The sequence below is a fragment of the Hahella sp. CR1 genome (assembly GCF_029813005.1).
Taxonomy (GTDB): Bacteria; Pseudomonadota; Gammaproteobacteria; order Pseudomonadales; family Oleiphilaceae; genus Hahella.
This window is the reverse complement of sequence record NZ_JAPELK010000001.1, coordinates 1,124,218-1,141,332: the sequence shown is the minus strand read 5'-3', so window position 1 is coordinate 1,141,332 and position 17,115 is coordinate 1,124,218. Positions and strand designations below refer to the sequence as shown.

Below are 17,115 nucleotides of genomic sequence, written 5' to 3'. Positions count from 1 at the left end.
TTACCCACTCCCAGCAACGCTAAGAGTTTCGATAGCCGCCTACAGGGCGGCTATTTTATGCGCGGATAGTAATTTAGCCTTCATCTCATCTGGATTTTTCAGCGTATTACCTCTTTCAGCCTCATGCTGATAGCCTTTGCCGTATTGGCTGATCAGGCGAGAAATCCAGAATCGCAACGCACCGACCCGCAACGCATCGCTCCACAGGCTTTTCTCAAGATCAGTCAGAGGACGCTTGTTGTCGTATGCGTCAACAAAAGCGCGCAGCTTCTCCTGATCGTAATTTCCCTCGGCATCACAGCACCAATCATTGCAAGCGACGGCGAGATCAAACAGCCAGCAATCGTGGCAGGCATGATAAAAATCGATAACGCCGCTCACTTTGTCCCCATCGAACATCACATTGTCGACAAACAGATCGCCGTGAATCCAGCCGTTTGGACATTGCGCCCAAATATCGGCCTGTTTCTGGAAGTGTTCAATTTCCGCATTCAACAGCGCCAGTTCATCCTGCTTGATGTGAGGAGCCAGATCATCCCGATGAGACTGCATCCACCCCACTGTACGCACCACTTCACGACGACCGGGCGCGGACCGGGAGGCCAAATGCATTGCGCCAAGCAAATCGCCAGCGATGGCGCACTGATCAAGAGTAGGAGTATCCAGGTGGCCGCCAGCAATTCTGGGCACCAGTACACACGGCTTGCCTTCTATATAGGCCAAGGATGAACCATCCAGCATGGGATGGGGCGCCGGCGCGGGAAAGCCCTGCTGCGCCAGTCCTTGCATCAGATCAATGAAAACCGGGAGCTCTTCGGCGGTCACCATCTCAAAGATTGTCAGCACCCAGCGTGTTTCTTCGCCGCCGCTTGTTACGCTGACAAAATAGTTGGTGTTTTCTATCCCCGCCGCAATGCCTTGAAATTCCGTCACTTCAGGCGCATCGAAATAAGATTCCAGCAACGTCTGCAATTGCTCTGGAGACACTCTCGTAAAAACCGCCATTAACCCGCCTTATTCACTACTTCTAAAACTTAATTTCAAACGCATCCTGCGCTTTGACCACCAAATAAATCGCCTATCGAAAACTTACCATTCCAAGAGCTTCCAGCTCGGAACCAGTATCCGCGGCTTTTCCGATTGCACCCATTCACCCGTATCGGAAGGCACCAGATAATATTCCGGTCCGACTTTGGGGACGACCTTGATCTGCACCAGTTCGCCGTTCACCCGATACTCGTAATGGGTTTCCTTTTCGCCATAACGAATCTGCACTTCTGGCTCCGCCGCAGAATCTTCCGCCAGCGTTGGCGCCGCCAAAGGAAGAATAATTAACGCGAGCAAAGCTTTACGTATCCAAAAACTCATTGGTAACCTACACGCTGTTTTTTGGTAACCTACACATTTGTTTAATCAGGCAGCGCCTGGGGCTAATTCGCCGGGTAGTCCCGGCAGCTCCGTCAGCCCTCTTCCGGGCCCATTTTCGGGGATTAGCCGATCCTGCGGGATACGCTTATTCCGAGCCCATACAACCATTTAAAACCAGTACCATCTATGAGTAAAGAAAACCGTTCAGCGCCTGTCGTCCTGGTAGACGGCTCCTCGTATCTGTTTCGCGCCTACCACGTTCCCAACCTGAAAGAGCTCAGAAACTCTAAAGGACAGCCTACCGGCGCCATCAGAGGCGTCATCTCCATGCTTCGGAAGTTGCAAAAAGATTATCCGGAGAGCCAGGTGGTCGCCGTTTTCGACGCCAAGGGCAAGAACTTTCGCCACGAGATGTACCCCGATTACAAGGCCAACCGGCCTCCCATGCCGGAAGACCTCGCCTGCCAGATTGCGCCTCTGTACGACATTGTCCGTGCTATGGGGCTGCCATTACTAATTATAGAAGGCGTAGAGGCCGACGATGTTATAGGCACGCTGGCCCATGAAGCAACTACAAAAGGGCTGGATGCGGTAATTTCAACGGGCGATAAAGATATGGCCCAGTTAGTAAGCCCTCACGTCACCCTCGTCAACACCATGACAGAGACCACCATGGACAGAGAAGGCGTCGTCGAGAAGTTTGGCGTACCGCCGGAACTGATCGTGGATTACTTGGCGCTCATTGGCGATACCGTGGACAACATCCCCGGAGTGAACAAATGCGGTCCCAAAACTGCAGTCAAATGGCTTGGTGAGTTCGGCTCCCTGATGCAAGTGATGGAGCGGGCGGATGAGGTCAAAGGGAAAATCGGCGAAAGCCTGCGCAGCAGTCTGGAGCAGTTGCCGCTGTCAAAAGAGCTCGCCACTATCAAGACCGATGTTGAGCTGCCTTTCACCTTGGAAGAGGTTTGCCCCAATCCCGTCGATACGGAAGCGCTGCGCACCTGGTTTACTGAGTTGGAGTTCAGAACCTGGATCAAAGATCTGGACGCGTCGCCCTCTAAACAGGCGACGACACCCGAAGCCAGCGCCTCCCCCGCGCAAAGCGTTGAGCAGGACTACCAGGTTGTGACAGAGCAGGATCAGTTTGACCACTGGATCAAAGTGCTGACTGACGCCAAAACATTCAGCTTCGACACCGAGACCACCAGCCTCAATTATATGGAGGCGGAGATCGTCGGCGTGTCCTTCGCAGTCGAGCCCGGCAAAGCGGCTTACGTGCCTGTAGCCCATGACTATATGGGAGCGCCGGAACAGCTGGAGCGCGATAACGTTCTGGCCGCGCTCAAGCCTCTTCTGGAAGACCCTGCATATCGCAAGATTGGTCAAAACCTGAAATACGACGCCCATGTATTGGCCAATCATGGCGTTCAGCTCAACGGCATCGCCGAAGACACCATGCTGGAGTCCTACGTACTGAACTCCACCGCCAACCGTCACGATATGGATACCCTGGCCTCCAAACACCTGGGGCGGGAAACCATCCACTTTGAAGATATCGCCGGAAAAGGGGCGAAACAGCTGACCTTCAACCAGATCAGCCTGGAGCAAGCCGGCCCTTACGCCGCTGAAGATGCGGATATCACCCTGCAGTTGCATCACGCTCTGAACCCGAAACTAAAGAAAGAAGGACGTTTAGAGCAGGTTTATCGCGAAATCGAACTCCCGCTGATTCCTGTATTGATGCGAATGGAGCATCGCGGCGCCTTGGTGGACAGCCAGCGTTTGCGCACTCACAGTCAGGAATTGGCTGAGCGCATGCTGGAGCTGGAAGAAGAAGCTTATGAAAAAGCTGGCCAGAAGTTTAATCTCGGATCGCCCAAGCAGTTGCAGGAGATTTTCTACGAGAAGCTCGGCTTCGACATTATCAAGAAAACGCCAAAGGGACAGCCATCCACCGCCGAGCCAGTGTTACAGGAACTGGCGGAGAAGTATGAGCTGCCTCGCGTCATTCTGGAGTATCGCGGCCTTTCCAAGCTGAAGTCGACCTACACGGATAAGCTGCCGGAAATGATCAACCCGCGCACCGGCCGCGTGCATACCTCCTACCAGCAGGCGGTCGCCGCCACCGGGCGTTTGTCGTCAAGCGATCCCAACCTGCAAAACATCCCCGTGCGTAATGAGCAGGGCCGTCGCATCCGGCAAGCCTTTATCGCTCCCAAAGGCTGCAAGCTGATCTCCGCCGACTACTCCCAGATCGAACTGCGCATCATGGCTCACCTGTCCGGAGACGAAGGCTTGTTAAAGGCCTTCTCCGAGGGCCTGGACGTGCATCAGGCGACAGCGGCGGAGGTCTTCAACGTTGCATTCGATGAAGTCAGCTCCGAGCAGCGCCGCAAAGCCAAGGCCATCAACTTCGGTCTGATCTACGGCATGTCCGCCTTCGGCCTGGCCCGCCAGATTCACGTTGAGCGCGGCGAAGCGCAGAGCTATATCGACAAATACTTCGAGCGTTACCCCGGCGTGTTGAACTACATGAACCGCATTCGCGCGGAAGCTCAGGATACCGGCTACGTGGAGACCTTGTTCGGACGTCGTCTGTATTTACCCGACATTCGCTCCAGCAATCGCAATCTGCAACAGGCGGCGGAGCGCACCGCCATCAACGCCCCCATGCAGGGTACGGCGGCTGACATCATCAAACGCGCCATGCTGGCGGTAGACGCCTGGCTGGAAGGCAAAGATGCGCCGCCGGCGAAGATGATCATGCAGGTGCACGATGAGTTGATCCTGGAAGTAGAGGAAAGCGCTGTCGAGGCAGTTAAAGAGAAGCTGACGCAGATTATGTCTTCCGCCGCGGAATTGAATGTACCGCTATTAGTGGAAGCCGGCGCTGGCAATAACTGGGATGAGGCGCACTAGCGCTTCCTGAAACGCAAAACGGCGGGGCCTTTGAGGACCCCGCCGTTTTTTTATCCGCTTTCAGAAGCGATTTTCAGCGATCAATAATCCTGGTCGTCGCTCAATGACAGACTGCTGGCTGCGCCTTGCAGCTTGGAAATATTGCTGTCTGCACCCAGTTTGATCATCAGACGCAGGTCGTTCGCGGAGTCCGCATGAGACAACGCGTCTTCGTAGGTAATCTCTCCCGCAGCGTAAGCGCGGTATAGCGCCTGGTCGAAAGTCTGCATGCCTAGTTCCGACGACTTGGTCATCAGCTCTTTCAACTTGTGCACTTCCCCTTTACGAATCAAGTCTGCGGCCAGCGGCGAGTTGATGAGAATCTCAACAATCGCCCGACGCCCCTTACCGTCCGGGGTCGGCACCAATTGCTGCGCCACGATAGCCTTTAAGTTCAAGGATAAATCCATCCACACCTGGTTATGCTGCTCAGGCGGGAAGAAGTTGATGATCCGGTCCAGCGCCTGGTTGGCGTTGTTGGCGTGCAATGTCGCCAAACACAAGTGACCGGTTTCCGCGAAGGTCACCGCATATTCCATGGTATCGGCGGATCGCACCTCCCCGATCATGATAACGTCGGGAGCCTGCCGCAGCGTGTTCTTCAGAGCCACTTCGAACGACTCCGTATCCAGTCCCACTTCCCGCTGCGTAATAATGCAGCCGTGGTGCTGATGGATATATTCGATGGGGTCCTCGATGGAGATGATGTGACCTTTGCTGTTGCGGTTCCGGTGGCCGATCATCGCAGCCAGCGACGTGGACTTACCTGTGCCGGTAGCGCCGACGAAGATAATCAGGCCCCGCTTGGTCATCGACAGAGACTTGATAACCTCCGGCAGATGCAGGTCGTCCAGCTTGGGAATATTGGTCTCAATTCGACGCAACACCATCCCGCACAGGTTGCGCTGATAAAAGGCGCTGACCCGGAAACGGCCGATACCGCGGGCGCTGATTGCAAAGTTGCACTCATGCGCGACTTCAAAATCAGCACGCTGCTTTTCCGACATTATGGAAAACACGGTTTCCCGCGTCTGCTCGGGAGACAGCGGCGATTTGGTGATTGGCACCATACGACCGTGGACTTTAATGCTGGGCGGCACCCCAGCTGTGATAAAGAGGTCCGAAGCCCCCTTTTCCACCATGATTTTTAACAGCTTGTCGAAATCCATCACAACACCCCAATGGTAATAACGCTACAGCGACCGGCATACGCCGGGATAAGGTCGCGGCGTCAGAAACTCTCTGGCATTTTGGCTTTTTCGCGCGCGGCTTCGCGGCTGATCAGCCCTTTAGAAATCAAATTGTGCAGACACTGGTCAAGGGTCTGCATACCCAACGCGGCGCCGGTCTGGATAGACGAGTACATCTGGGCGACTTTGTCTTCGCGTATCAGGTTACGAATCGCTGGCGTGCCGATCATGATTTCATGGGCCGCCACACGACCGCCGCCGACCTTCTTCAGAAGCGTCTGCGAGACGACCGCCTGTAACGATTCGGAGAGCATTGATCTTACCATGGCTTTTTCTTCCGCAGGAAACACGTCGACCACCCGGTCAATGGTTTTCGCGGCGGACGTGGTGTGCAGGGTGCCGAATACCAAGTGTCCGGTTTCCGCAGCAGTCAGCGCCAGACGGATGGTTTCCAAATCCCGCATCTCACCAACCAGGATAATGTCCGGGTCTTCCCGCAGGGCTGAACGCAGCGCTTCACTGAACCCTAACGTATCACGGTGCACTTCGCGCTGGTTCACCAGACACTTCTTACTTTCGTGTACGAACTCGATAGGGTCTTCGATAGTGAGGATATGGTCGTAACGGGTATCGTTGATAAAGTCGATCATCGCCGCCAGCGTCGTACTCTTACCGGAACCGGTTGGTCCTGTGACCAGACAGAGCCCGCGAGGCTTGAGGGCGATATCCTTGAACACCTGCCCCATTCCCAAGTCTTCCATTGTCAGCACTTTGGAGGGGATAGTCCGGAATACGGCGCCGGCGCCGCGGTTCTGGTTGAAGGCGTTAACCCGGAAACGGGCGACTCCGGGAACTTCGAAGGAAAAGTCCGTCTCCAGAAACTCTTCGAAATCCTTACGCTGTTTATCGTTCATAATATCGTAAATCAGCGCGTGTACTTCTTTATGCTCCATCGCGGGCAGGTTAATTCGCCTGACATCCCCGTCGACGCGTATCATGGGAGGCAACCCGGCAGATAGGTGTAAGTCGGAAGCGCCCTGCTTAGCAGAGAACGCAAGCAACTCGGTAATGTCCATTAGGAATCCCCGTTTTGAACCTTATAATGACATGCAGCCTTCCGGCGGCCCTCAAACAGCGCCACCTCCCCACGACGACGGAAGGAACTGAATTTTGTCGGCGGGTTGGTTACAATCTGCGCGTTTCGACGCAGCCTAAGCTATTGATAGAAATAATATGTTCAGCATAGCAGACAACATCAAAACAGTAAGCCAAAGAATACAAAATGCAACAAAATCCGCGGCCCGGCCGGCGGATTCCGTGACGTTGCTCGCAGTCAGTAAAACCAAGCCGGCCGAGGCCATTCGGGCCGCGTATGACGCGGGACTGAGAGATTTTGGCGAAAATTACCTGCAGGAAGCCCAGGATAAAATCGCCCAGTTAAGCGACCTCTCCATCACTTGGCATTTCATCGGCCCATTGCAGTCCAATAAAACCCGCCCGGTGGCGGAATTATTCCAATGGGTGCATACCGTGGACCGGGAGAAAATCGCCCGCCGTCTGTCAGAGCAGCGACCGGAGGGAGCCTCACCGCTAAATGTCTGCATTCAGGTCAATATTAATAATGAAAGCAGCAAGTCTGGCGTGTCGCCAGATGAAGTCGCGCCTCTGGCGGACATTATCAGCGCTCTGCCCGGCCTGCGCCTGAGAGGGCTGATGTGTATTCCCGACCCGACTCAGGGTGAAGCAGCGCTGGCCGCCACCTTCAAGGAGTTGAATCGCCATTTCGCTGCGCTGCAAAGCCGCTTCGATAGCGTAGACACCTTATCCATGGGCATGTCTGATGACATGGAGGCCGCCATTGCCGCCGGCTCCACCATTGTTCGCATCGGCTCCGCCATCTTTGGCGCCAGAATCTACTAAAATGCAGCAAAATCAGCGGATTTTATCCGCCTGCACTTTAAATCCGCCGTCACAAACATTATTAAGACAGTTGGCGATAGTCGTATCCGCAAAGAGAACACTATGAAAGAACATCCACAGCTTACCTTCATCGGCGCCGGCAATATGGCCCGAGCGATACTTGGAGGCCTGATAGCCAATGGCTACCCGGCGAACAGACTGGCCGCGACCGCGCCTGCCGAGCATGAGTTAAAAGAAGCCGCAGACGCGTTCGGCATCCCGACCAGCACAGACAACCAGCAATTCATGGCGGACTGCGACGCGCTGATCCTGTGCGTAAAGCCACAGGTCATGCAGGTGGTCTGCGAGGGATTGGCGAAGGCCGTACAACAGCGTCGCCCTCTGATCGTTAGCATCGCCGCAGGCGTTTCCTGCGAGCAAATTGAAGCCTGGCTGGGAGGCGACCTGCCAGTGGTGCGCTGCATGCCAAATACACCCGCTCAGGTGCACCTGGGCGCCAGCGGGCTATACGCTAATCCACATGTCAGCGACGCACAGCGGGAAATTGCAGACAACCTGTTCAGCGCCGTCGGCATCGTCGCCTGGACGTCGAAGCAAGAGGACATACACACCGTCACAGCTTTATCCGGTAGCGGTCCCGCTTACTGCTTCATGTTCATGGAAGCGATGGAAGAGGCTGCCGCCTCGCTAGGTCTGGACCCGGCCAGCGCCCGAACCCTGGCGATTCAAACCATGCGCGGAGCCGCCGAGCTGGCGACGCGTAGCGATGAAGGCCCGGCGCAACTGAAAAAGCGCGTCATGTCTCCCGGCGGCACGACGGAACAAGCGATCAAAAGCTTTGAGGAGCAGGATATGAAAGCAATGGTGAAAACCGCTATCCGCAAAGCTTGGGAGAGATCCTATGAATTAAGTGGAGAGCGCGCGCCGGAATAATCTTCTTGACGGTCGTGAGTGAATTGTTTTTTCTTGCAGGCGGCTAGAGCAACTTCCAGACGGATATAAAGCCTATGTTACAAATTTTGTTAGAAGTCACATATTACATCGGGATGTTCTACATAAGCGTGGTGCTGATGCGGTTTATCCTCCAGGTTTCCCGGGCGGATTTCTACAACCCGATCAGCCAGTTCGTGGTTAAGGCCACCAACCCGTTGCTGTTGCCGCTCAGAAAAGTCATTCCCGGCTGGAAAGGCCTGGATTTCGCATCACTGGTGCTGGCGCTACTGCTTTCAATCATCCTGATTATCGTCGTCAACTTGATTCCCTTGTCTCTCATCGTCGCCAAGCTGGGACTCATTGTGACGAACGCCGTACTGATGATGATTAAATGCGTCATTAACATCTATCAGTTCGCCATCTTTATTATGGTGATTATCAGCTGGGTGTCTCCAGGCAGCTATCACCCAGGCGCGCAGCTCGTCCATCAGATTACCGAACCATTGATGCGCCCTGTACGCAAAATCATGCCGCCCATTGGCGGACTGGACCTGTCGCCTATGGTGGTGTTGTTACTGCTGTTCGTGATCAGCCGGGCGCTGTCCATTGCCTGATCCAGCCACACCCCGCTGCGTCAGCCTGCAGGATGAGCAAACGCTCATCCTGCAGTGTCATTTACAGCCGGGGGCCAAAAAAGATGAGATCGTCGGCCTTCATGGCGACGCACTGAAAATCAAAATTAGCGCCCCGCCTATTGAGGGTCGCGCCAATCAGCAGCTTGTCCGTTTTCTCGCCAAACTCTGCGGCGTCAAGCAACAAGATGTGCAAATCCTCGCCGGTGAAAGCAGCCGTCAAAAGCGTATTCGCGTGCAAAACTTGACGGACGTCCCAAAGCTACTAAAACCCTATATATGATAACAAACCGTTACATGACGGTTTGATGTCCTTTTAGCAATATAAACGCTTGATTTTCCAAAGCTACCCGATACAAAATCAAACCTGAACAAATTTTCATCATTCGCAGTCGCCAACACGGACACAGCAGCGCCAACGGAATCCCATATAATGGCAACCTTAGGGTCAGAGCGAGAAACAACAATATGAGCAGTGGACTAAGTTATCACGTCGAAGCCTACCACCAGTGGAAGAACACCCTGATCCGGGAGATCGCCCATTATCAAAGCTGGCTGCGCACCAATCAGCTGAACTCCGACGATCTGGAGCTGAAACTGCAGCGCTGCGCTCAGTTACTGCATGAGGACAACCTCACCATCGCTTTCGTCGGCGAGTTTTCCCGTGGTAAGACCGAACTGATCAACGCTCTGTTTTTCGCCGAGTTCGGCCAGCGCATGCTGCCTTCTCAGGCCGGGCGCACCACCATGTGCCCTACCGAGCTGTTCTATGATCGCGATGGCGGCTCTTACCTTAAGCTGCTTCCCATAGAGACCCGTAGCGAAGAGAAATCCCTGGCGGATTACAAACGCAGCCAGGAGCACTGGGTCTATTATCCTCTGGACATGACCACGCCGGAATCCATGCGCGAGTCGCTGGACCAAGTGGCGCGCACCCGTACAGTCAGTTTTGAAGAAGCCCGCCGTCTGGGCTTCGAGCTTGGCTCATTAGAGCGCGATCCCAGCCATCCAGGCATGGCGATCATTCCAGCTTGGCGTCATGCGCTGATCAGTTTGGAAAACCCCATGCTTCAGCAAGGGCTGCGCATACTGGACACCCCTGGACTCAACGCCTTGGGCTCTGAGCCAGAACTGACAGTCAGCATGATTCCCAACGCTCATGCCGTCATATTTATGCTCGGTGCGGACACTGGCGTTACCGCCAGCGACATGGAGATCTGGACCAACCATATTTTCACCGAACACTCCGATCACCGCGCCGGTCGTTTTGCGGTGCTCAACAAGATCGACGTCCTCTGGGACGATATTCAAGGCGAAGAACACACCAACAAGGCCATCGCCAAGGTGCAGTCTAAAACCGCCGATCAACTGGGCCTTAAGCCGGAAGAAGTACTGTTGCTCTCCGCCAAACAGGCGCTGGTCGGACGCATCAAGGGTGATGAGCAGAAGTTGCGCAGCAGCCGCCTCGACGACTTGGAGGCCTTGCTTACCGATCGCATTCTGGGCCAGAAAGAACGGCTGATCACCCACAACGTGGTGAACGACGTGCTGGGTATGCTGCAAACCAGTCAGGCCATTTTGCAATCCCGTTACTCCACCTATCAGGAGAAGCTGGAAGAATACGAAAGCAAAGGCGTCAGCGCGGACTTCCTGCGCGAACTGACTGATAAAACTCAGGACGACTACAACTTTTATTACAAAAAGCTGTTTACGCTGCGCTCCAGCCGCCGTCTGATGAAGTCGCAGGCGATGATTCTGAATAACCTGGTGAATCTGGAGCATTTCGAATCCCACGCCAAAAAGACGCGCGATGAGCTGATTAATAGCTGGACGACGATTGGCATGGGCCGCGCCATGGCCGGTTTCTTCCATGCGATCGAAAACGACATCAGCAACCTCAACCATGAAGCCAGGCTGGCTCAGAAAATGGTGGGCTCTATCTATCAGCGCTACGCCAATGATGCGCGCTCAAGTCATCTGCGCCCCGCGCCGTTTACCATTACCAAGCAAATCCGGGAAATTGAAGGGTTGAAGATGCGCGCGGATAAATTCCGCCGCAATCCGCGCACACTGGTTTCCGAGCAGACGGTGGTGGTGAAACGCTTCTTTACGGTTATCGTCAGCGAAGCTCGACGCCTGTATGACGAAATTCATAAGGAATCAGACCGCTGGCCTCAAGAGGCGCTATTGCCGATATTGCAGCACACCATTGAGCAAAAGCAGTTGCTGGAGCACCAGATTCGTCGTCTGAAAGACTTGGCGAAAACCGCCAAAGACACCCGTAGTCAGGTGAAACGCATTGTGAGCATGATGGAGGAGATCAATCAGGAGATTCAGGAAGCGGAACAGATACAGCGCAAGCTGCGTCGCCCTGCTCCACAAATGCTCTCCCAGAAGGTGGTCAGCCTTCCTGGCATGCAACGCTGATAGCCCTGTCATCCGCCGCGTGAGTCCGGCTCGCGCGGCGCATCTCACTCCGCCTGCAGTCTCCCGTTTTCTTATTCTCCATCGCCATCCTGGGTTGGTTATTGCTATCCGTTGGATTGATTAATAGACTGCGCCACTTAGCATGTGTTTTTGAAAGGAATAGTACGCACTAATGCCAGAGGTCATCCCACCTGACTCTGTCGGGATCGTCACGCCGCAAGTCGCTCAATTCGATATTCCTCTCACCCTGGAATGCGGCAAGCAGTTGAACAGTTTTCAACTGATGTACGAAACCTACGGGGAGTTGAACGCAGACCGCTCCAATGCGGTGCTGATCTGTCACGCCCTCAGCGGCCATCATCACGCCGCGGGTTATCATTCCATGGAAGACAGCAAGCCCGGCTGGTGGGATTCCTGTATAGGTCCCGGCAAACCGATAGATACGAATAAATTCTTTGTCGTCAGTCTGAACAACCTGGGCGGCTGCGCCGGCTCCACTGGCCCGGCGTCAATTAATCCTGAAACCGGCAACGCCTATGGCCCCGACTTCCCGGTCGTCACTGTACAGGACTGGGTGCGTAGCCAGGCCATGCTGGCGGATCGCCTCAATATTCCACACTGGGCGGCGGTGATCGGCGGCAGTTTGGGCGGCATGCAAGCGCTGCAATGGTCCATCGAATACCCCGAGCGCGTTCATAACGCCGCGGTAATCGCCTCCACGCCACGTTTGTCCGCACAGAACATCGCATTCAATGAAGTGGCCAGAAAGGCCATTACATCTGATCCTAATTTCCATGAAGGCCGTTATGGCGAGCACACCACCTATCCAGATAAAGGCTTGATGCTGGCGCGGATGGTTGGGCACATCACCTATCTTTCCAACGCCTCCATGGGGGAGAAGTTCGGCCGCGACCTGCGCGCCCAAACGCTGAAGTTCGGCTTGCTGGACGTACAGTTTGAAGTAGAAAGCTATCTGCACTACCAGGGCGAACGCTTTTCCAAGAATTTCGACGCCAACACTTATCTGCTCATGACCCGCGCCCTGGACTATTTCGATCCGGCGCGAGCGCACGAGGGCGACCTCAGTAAGGCGCTGGAGCCAGCCAAATGCAAATATCTGGTGGTGTCCTTCACCACCGACTGGCGCTTCCCTCCTGACCGTTCAGAAGAATTGGTCAACGCGATGGTGGAAGCCAAGAAGTCCGTCAGCTACGCAGAGGTGGACTCCCCTCATGGCCATGACGCATTTTTGATACCGACCCAGCGCTATATGGATGTTTTCCATGGCTTCATGGGTCGCGTGGCGAAGGAGATTCCCCATGCGCGCTGATCTATCCATTATCAAAGACTGGGTTCAGCCCGGCACGGAAGTGCTCGACCTTGGTTGTGGCGACGGGACGCTTTTGGACTATCTGCAAACCCATAAGCAGGTGCGCGGCTATGGTCTGGAAATCAGCAGTGAGAATATCACTGAGTGTCTGCGCAAAGGCGTCAACGTCATTGAACAGGATCTGGACAGTAAAGGCCTGAGCAACTTCAAGGACAAAAGCTTCGACATGGTGGTGATGACTCAGGCGCTACAGGCGGTTAGACAGCCGGACATATTGCTGGACGAAATGCTGCGCCTGGCCAAGGAATGCATCATCACCTTCCCTAATTTCGGTTACTGGCGACTGCGTTACTATCTGGCCCGCAAAGGCCAGATGCCGGTATCCAAAACCTTACCCTATACTTGGTACAACACGCCCAACATCCACTTGTGCACATTCAAGGATTTTGAGGAGCTGTGCTACCAAAAGAACATCCATATTCTGCACAGGACCGTAGTGGACGACGAGCATCGGACCAACTGGCTGAATCAACTTTGGCCAAACTTATTGGGACAGATCGCTATCTACCACGTTACACGGTGAGGCTCATATGAAAACATTCGCAAAACTCTTTCGCTCTATTTACGCCTGCGCTTTCATTTTAATTGTCCTGGCGCTGGCCAGTCGCTCGGCTCTGGCTGAGCAAAAAGAAGTTTTCGGCGATTATGAAATTCACTACATCGCCCTTCCCACTACCATTTTGGACCCTGACGTAGCGACTCGTTATGAGCTGCCTCGCAGTAAGTCCACCGGCTTTGTGAATATCTCCGTGCTGAAAAAGCAGGAAGATGGGTCCCTGCGCGCTGTCTCCGCGTTTATCCGCGGCAAAGTGAACAACCCCGTGCAGCAAAGCAGGGATCTGGAGTTCCGCCGAATCAATGAAGGCGAAGCGCTCTATCAAATCGCTGAATTCTGGTACAGCCAGGGAGAAGTATTGACCTTCCAATTGGAAATTCAGGCCGATCCCAATCAGGGCCCCTTCTCTCTGCGCTTTAATCAAGAGCTGTTCCCGGAGTAATGCCCGGGAACCGTTATCCGACGCACTTAGACTTATCTTAAATCATGCAAAAGATCGTACTAGCCAGCAATAACGCCGGCAAAATCAAGGAGCTGAACCGATTGCTCGGCTCCCTCGACATCACTGTCGTCTCCCAGAAAGAACTGAACATCCCCTCTATTGAGGAAACCGGACAGACTTTCATCGAAAACGCCATTCTAAAAGCCCGTCACGCAGCGGCCGTCTCCGGCCTGCCGGCTCTGGCGGACGACTCCGGCCTGGAAGTGGACGCCTTACAGGGCGCGCCAGGCATCTATTCCGCACGCTTCGCGGGCGAAAGCGCCTCGGATCAGGACAACAACGCCAAGCTGCTGCAGTTGCTGGCGAATACGCCTACTGGCGCCAGAACCGCGCGCTTTCACTGCGTACTGGCCTTTATGCGTCACGAAGCCGACCCAGTTCCGATTATTTGTCACGGCGCCTGGGAAGGTTCTATTGCGGAGCAGGCGAGCGGCGGCGGCGGATTCGGCTATGACCCGCTGTTCTGGTTGTCTGATCGGCAGTGCACCTCTGCGGAATTAACGCCTGAGCAGAAAAACGCCCTCAGTCATCGCGGTCAGGCGATGGCGCAACTGGTTGCGGAGTTGACCCGCCTATATGGCTGATATTTTGACGCCGGGGCTGCATACGCCGCCCCTGGCGCTTTACGTCCACATCCCCTGGTGCGTGCGTAAATGCCCATATTGCGACTTTAATTCTCACACCGCCCGATCGGAGCTGCCAGAACGAGAGTATCTGCAGGCGCTGCTACGGGATCTGGATACTGAGATGTTCAGGCTGGAGCAGACCGGTGGACAAAGAGCCCTTGGCTCCATTTTCTTTGGCGGCGGCACTCCAAGCCTGCTCTCCCCCGACATTATCGCGTCGATTATTGATGGCGCGCGCCAGCGACTGGGCTTCCAGGACGACATTGAGATCACGCTGGAAGCCAATCCAGGAACCGTTGACGAGGCCAAGTTCAAAGACCTGTTTCAAGGCGGCGTTAATCGTTTGTCTCTGGGCGTACAGAGCTTCCAGCCTGAACTACTGACGACGCTTGGCCGCATACATAATGGCGAGGACGCTATCCGAGCCGTGGGCAAAGCCCGCCAGGCGGGATTCGATAATTTTAATCTGGACCTGATGCACGGACTGCCCGGACAATCTCTGCAGCATGCGATGGAAGATCTGGACACCGCGATCAGCCTGAGCCCCACGCATCTGTCCTGGTATCAACTGACCATCGAACCGAATACCGAGTTTTACCGCCATCCGCCCCAACTGCCGGAAGACGATACCCTCTGGGAAATTCATGAGAACGGCTGCGAACGTTTAGCTCAAGCCGGTTACAACCAGTATGAGATCTCCGCCTTCGCCCAAAAGGGAAAAGAATCCAGACACAATCTCAATTACTGGCGCTTTGGAGACTACCTGGCCATTGGCGCAGGCGCTCACGGCAAGCTGACAGGAGCTTCCGGGGATGTTATCCGCTATTGGAAAACCCGCTTGCCGCAGCACTATCTCAGCCGCATCGACAACTATACGGCGGGGGAAGAAATAACTCTGGCCCATGAGGCTGGCGTGGACTTTCTGATGAATGCGCTAAGATTACGGGAAGGCGTGGAGGAAGAGCTGTTGCTGCGCCGCACTGGCGTTGGCGTCTCTCTATTGGAGCCGCAACTGAGTGAAGCCCGCCAAAAAGGCTGGCTGCAGTCTAACCGGCTGCAGTGCACAGAGTTAGGCTATCGTCACTTAAACGCTGTTTTAACTCATTTTATGGACTAGCCCAGCCCGACAGCTTTGTTTTACACTGGACACTTCCCGGATAATACAGGTTTCTACCTATGGACGACCCTCACCCGTCGCAGAAAAACCGCATTGCCTTCAGTCTCGCCGCCACCGTCCTTTTTGGCGGACTGATTTTCTGGATACACCCTCACCTGCAAAACGACGTAGCGCCTTGGGGCTTCGTCAGTTTCGAACTGGCCAAAAACCCATTCAGAGCAGAACTCATCCTCAACTCATGGGGTCGTGAGGGACAGTTCTGGGCGACTTGGAGCCTGATTCTGGATTTTCCGTTTTTGGTCGCCTACACCGTGCTGCTTTGCGCATTATCGCGAGGCGCGGACAGCGACCTGAAGCATTTGTTTACGGTGGGATTTCTGATTGCGGGGATGTGCGATGCTGTTGAGAACTTCGCCCTGGGCTTTGTTCTGGGTGGTTGGCTGTATCCCCAGCTGACTGCCGCGGCCTATTATTTCGCCAGCCTGAAGTTTCTATTGCTGATCACGGGGGTTGGTTTTCTGCTGACTCGCCTGATGCACTTCCTGCGTATCAGAATCAACCGGGAAGCGACGGCGAAATCCAACTGAAACCAGGGGCGTTCGTCACGCCCCTTACGCAATGTCAGTCAACACGACGGAACATGAGATCCCAAACGCCGTGTCCCAGGCGCTCGCCACGTTTCTCAAATTTGGTGACGGGACGGGTGTCAGGGCGCGGTGAAAACTGCCCCACTCCCGATATATTCTCCATTCCCGGCGCTTCGCTCATGATCTCCATCATGTGCTCGGCATAAGGCTCCCAATCCGTCGCCATATGGAATACGCCTCCGCTCTTCAGCTTGGCGCGAATTCGCTGCACGAACTCCAACTGCACAATCCTGCGCTTGTTGTGGCGTTTCTTGTGCCAGGGGTCAGGGAAAAACAGCTGTACGCGATCAAGCGAGGCGTCTGGCAGGCATTTATCAATCACCTCGTTGGCGTCATCCCAGAAAATACGGATATTCTCCAGGGACTGCTCTTCCATATGTCGCAATAAGGCGCCGACGCCCGGCTTGTGTACTTCTACGCCAATGAAATCGGCATCAGGCTCGTTGGCGGCCATTTCCGCCAGAGACTGTCCCATGCCGAAACCGATCTCCAGTACTACTGTCGAGCGGCGGCCGAATGCGCTTTCCAAGTCCAGCAGGCCGTTTTCCACAGCCAGACCTTTTTCCGGCCACAAGCGATCAAACGCTTTTTGCTGGGAGGCCGTCATACGCCCACCTCGAATAACAAAACTGCGAATGGGGCGTAAATGTTGATTATCCATAGCTACTCTAAATCGTTACTCTAACTGCTTCAGGAAAGTCTGGTCACACCAATGAGGGAAACGCTATCGCCTTCATCGGAAAACAGGGGCTGGAATGATAGGCTCCGTATAAAAAACACGCAACGACTTATCGCCTCATTTTTCATGTGCATCCGCCTCACTTAAAAATAAAAAGTCCTGTAATC

At 54.6% G+C, this 17,115-nt stretch carries 17 protein-coding genes; 12 read left to right on the top strand and 5 right to left on the bottom strand.

Annotated elements, in window-relative coordinates; genetic code table 11:
* Positions 1-39: 39 nt before the first annotated feature.
* Together ONV78_RS05125 and ONV78_RS05120 are read right to left on the bottom strand one after the other, a co-directional pair.
* Entirely contained in the window at positions 40-1,005 is a 966-nt protein-coding gene (locus ONV78_RS05125) for a homoserine kinase (protein ID WP_279501610.1), read from the bottom strand.
* A gap of 84 nt (positions 1,006-1,089) precedes the next feature.
* Positions 1,090-1,368 (bottom strand): DUF2782 domain-containing protein, encoded by a 279-nt coding sequence (locus ONV78_RS05120; protein WP_216737530.1) that lies wholly within the window; start codon positions 1,366-1,368, stop codon positions 1,090-1,092.
* A 186-nt stretch (positions 1,369-1,554) separates the two neighbouring features.
* Between ONV78_RS05120 and polA the strand changes: the two genes are divergently transcribed.
* Positions 1,555-4,290, top strand: coding sequence for a DNA polymerase I (gene polA / locus ONV78_RS05115; RefSeq protein WP_279501607.1), 2,736 nt, complete (start codon positions 1,555-1,557; stop codon positions 4,288-4,290).
* A gap of 80 nt (positions 4,291-4,370) precedes the next feature.
* Here polA and ONV78_RS05110 read toward each other — a convergent pair whose 3' ends face one another.
* Positions 4,371-5,498 (bottom strand): PilT/PilU family type 4a pilus ATPase, encoded by a 1,128-nt coding sequence (locus tag ONV78_RS05110; RefSeq protein WP_216737532.1) that lies wholly within the window; start codon positions 5,496-5,498, stop codon positions 4,371-4,373.
* 62 nt (positions 5,499-5,560) lie between these two features.
* Positions 5,561-6,595 carry a type IV pilus twitching motility protein PilT gene (locus ONV78_RS05105; protein WP_279501604.1) on the bottom strand — a complete coding sequence of 345 codons (1,035 nt, stop codon included), beginning with the start codon at positions 6,593-6,595 and terminating at the stop codon, positions 5,561-5,563.
* Positions 6,596-6,752: 157 nt separating this feature from the next.
* Between ONV78_RS05105 and ONV78_RS05100 the strand changes: the two genes are divergently transcribed.
* The 11 genes from ONV78_RS05100 (at position 6,753) to ONV78_RS05050 (ending at position 16,209) form a co-directional block, all read left to right on the top strand.
* Positions 6,753-7,439: a YggS family pyridoxal phosphate-dependent enzyme gene (locus tag ONV78_RS05100; protein WP_279501603.1), complete on the top strand. Its 687-nt coding sequence runs from the start codon at positions 6,753-6,755 to the stop codon at positions 7,437-7,439.
* 102 nt (positions 7,440-7,541) lie between these two features.
* Positions 7,542-8,372, top strand: coding sequence for a pyrroline-5-carboxylate reductase (proC, locus tag ONV78_RS05095; protein WP_216737534.1), 831 nt, complete (start codon positions 7,542-7,544; stop codon positions 8,370-8,372).
* A gap of 74 nt (positions 8,373-8,446) precedes the next feature.
* The gene (locus ONV78_RS05090) at positions 8,447-8,986 is read left to right on the top strand and encodes a YggT family protein (RefSeq protein WP_279501600.1); all 540 of its coding nucleotides are present in this window, start codon (positions 8,447-8,449) and stop codon (positions 8,984-8,986) included.
* Positions 8,979-9,287, top strand: coding sequence for a DUF167 family protein (locus ONV78_RS05085; RefSeq protein ID WP_279501598.1), 309 nt, complete (start codon positions 8,979-8,981; stop codon positions 9,285-9,287). Before ONV78_RS05090 ends, ONV78_RS05085 begins: the two co-directional genes overlap by 8 nt.
* A gap of 185 nt (positions 9,288-9,472) precedes the next feature.
* Complete coding sequence (locus ONV78_RS05080) at positions 9,473-11,431, top strand: dynamin family protein (RefSeq protein WP_216737537.1); 1,959 nt, start codon at positions 9,473-9,475, stop codon at positions 11,429-11,431.
* A gap of 172 nt (positions 11,432-11,603) precedes the next feature.
* The gene (locus tag ONV78_RS05075) at positions 11,604-12,761 is read left to right on the top strand and encodes a homoserine O-acetyltransferase (RefSeq protein WP_216737538.1); all 1,158 of its coding nucleotides are present in this window, start codon (positions 11,604-11,606) and stop codon (positions 12,759-12,761) included.
* The gene (gene metW, locus ONV78_RS05070; RefSeq protein WP_216737539.1) at positions 12,751-13,344 is read left to right on the top strand and encodes a methionine biosynthesis protein MetW; all 594 of its coding nucleotides are present in this window, start codon (positions 12,751-12,753) and stop codon (positions 13,342-13,344) included. Before ONV78_RS05075 ends, metW begins: the two co-directional genes overlap by 11 nt.
* Before the next feature lie 7 nt (positions 13,345-13,351).
* Positions 13,352-13,819, top strand: coding sequence for a DUF4426 domain-containing protein (locus ONV78_RS05065; RefSeq protein WP_279501595.1), 468 nt, complete (start codon positions 13,352-13,354; stop codon positions 13,817-13,819).
* Positions 13,820-13,863: 44 nt separating this feature from the next.
* Complete coding sequence (locus ONV78_RS05060; RefSeq protein WP_216737541.1) at positions 13,864-14,463, top strand: XTP/dITP diphosphatase; 600 nt, start codon at positions 13,864-13,866, stop codon at positions 14,461-14,463.
* Positions 14,456-15,622, top strand: a complete 1,167-nt coding sequence (gene hemW, locus ONV78_RS05055; protein WP_279501594.1) for a radical SAM family heme chaperone HemW — start codon at positions 14,456-14,458, stop codon at positions 15,620-15,622. The genes ONV78_RS05060 and hemW overlap by 8 nt, the downstream gene beginning before the upstream one ends.
* 59 nt (positions 15,623-15,681) lie before the next feature.
* Entirely contained in the window at positions 15,682-16,209 is a 528-nt protein-coding gene (locus tag ONV78_RS05050) for a hypothetical protein (protein WP_216737543.1), read from the top strand.
* A gap of 34 nt (positions 16,210-16,243) precedes the next feature.
* Here ONV78_RS05050 and trmB read toward each other — a convergent pair whose 3' ends face one another.
* Positions 16,244-16,930 carry a tRNA (guanosine(46)-N7)-methyltransferase TrmB gene (gene trmB, locus ONV78_RS05045; RefSeq protein ID WP_279501592.1) on the bottom strand — a complete coding sequence of 229 codons (687 nt, stop codon included), beginning with the start codon at positions 16,928-16,930 and terminating at the stop codon, positions 16,244-16,246.
* Between the last annotated feature and the right edge of the window lie 185 nt (positions 16,931-17,115).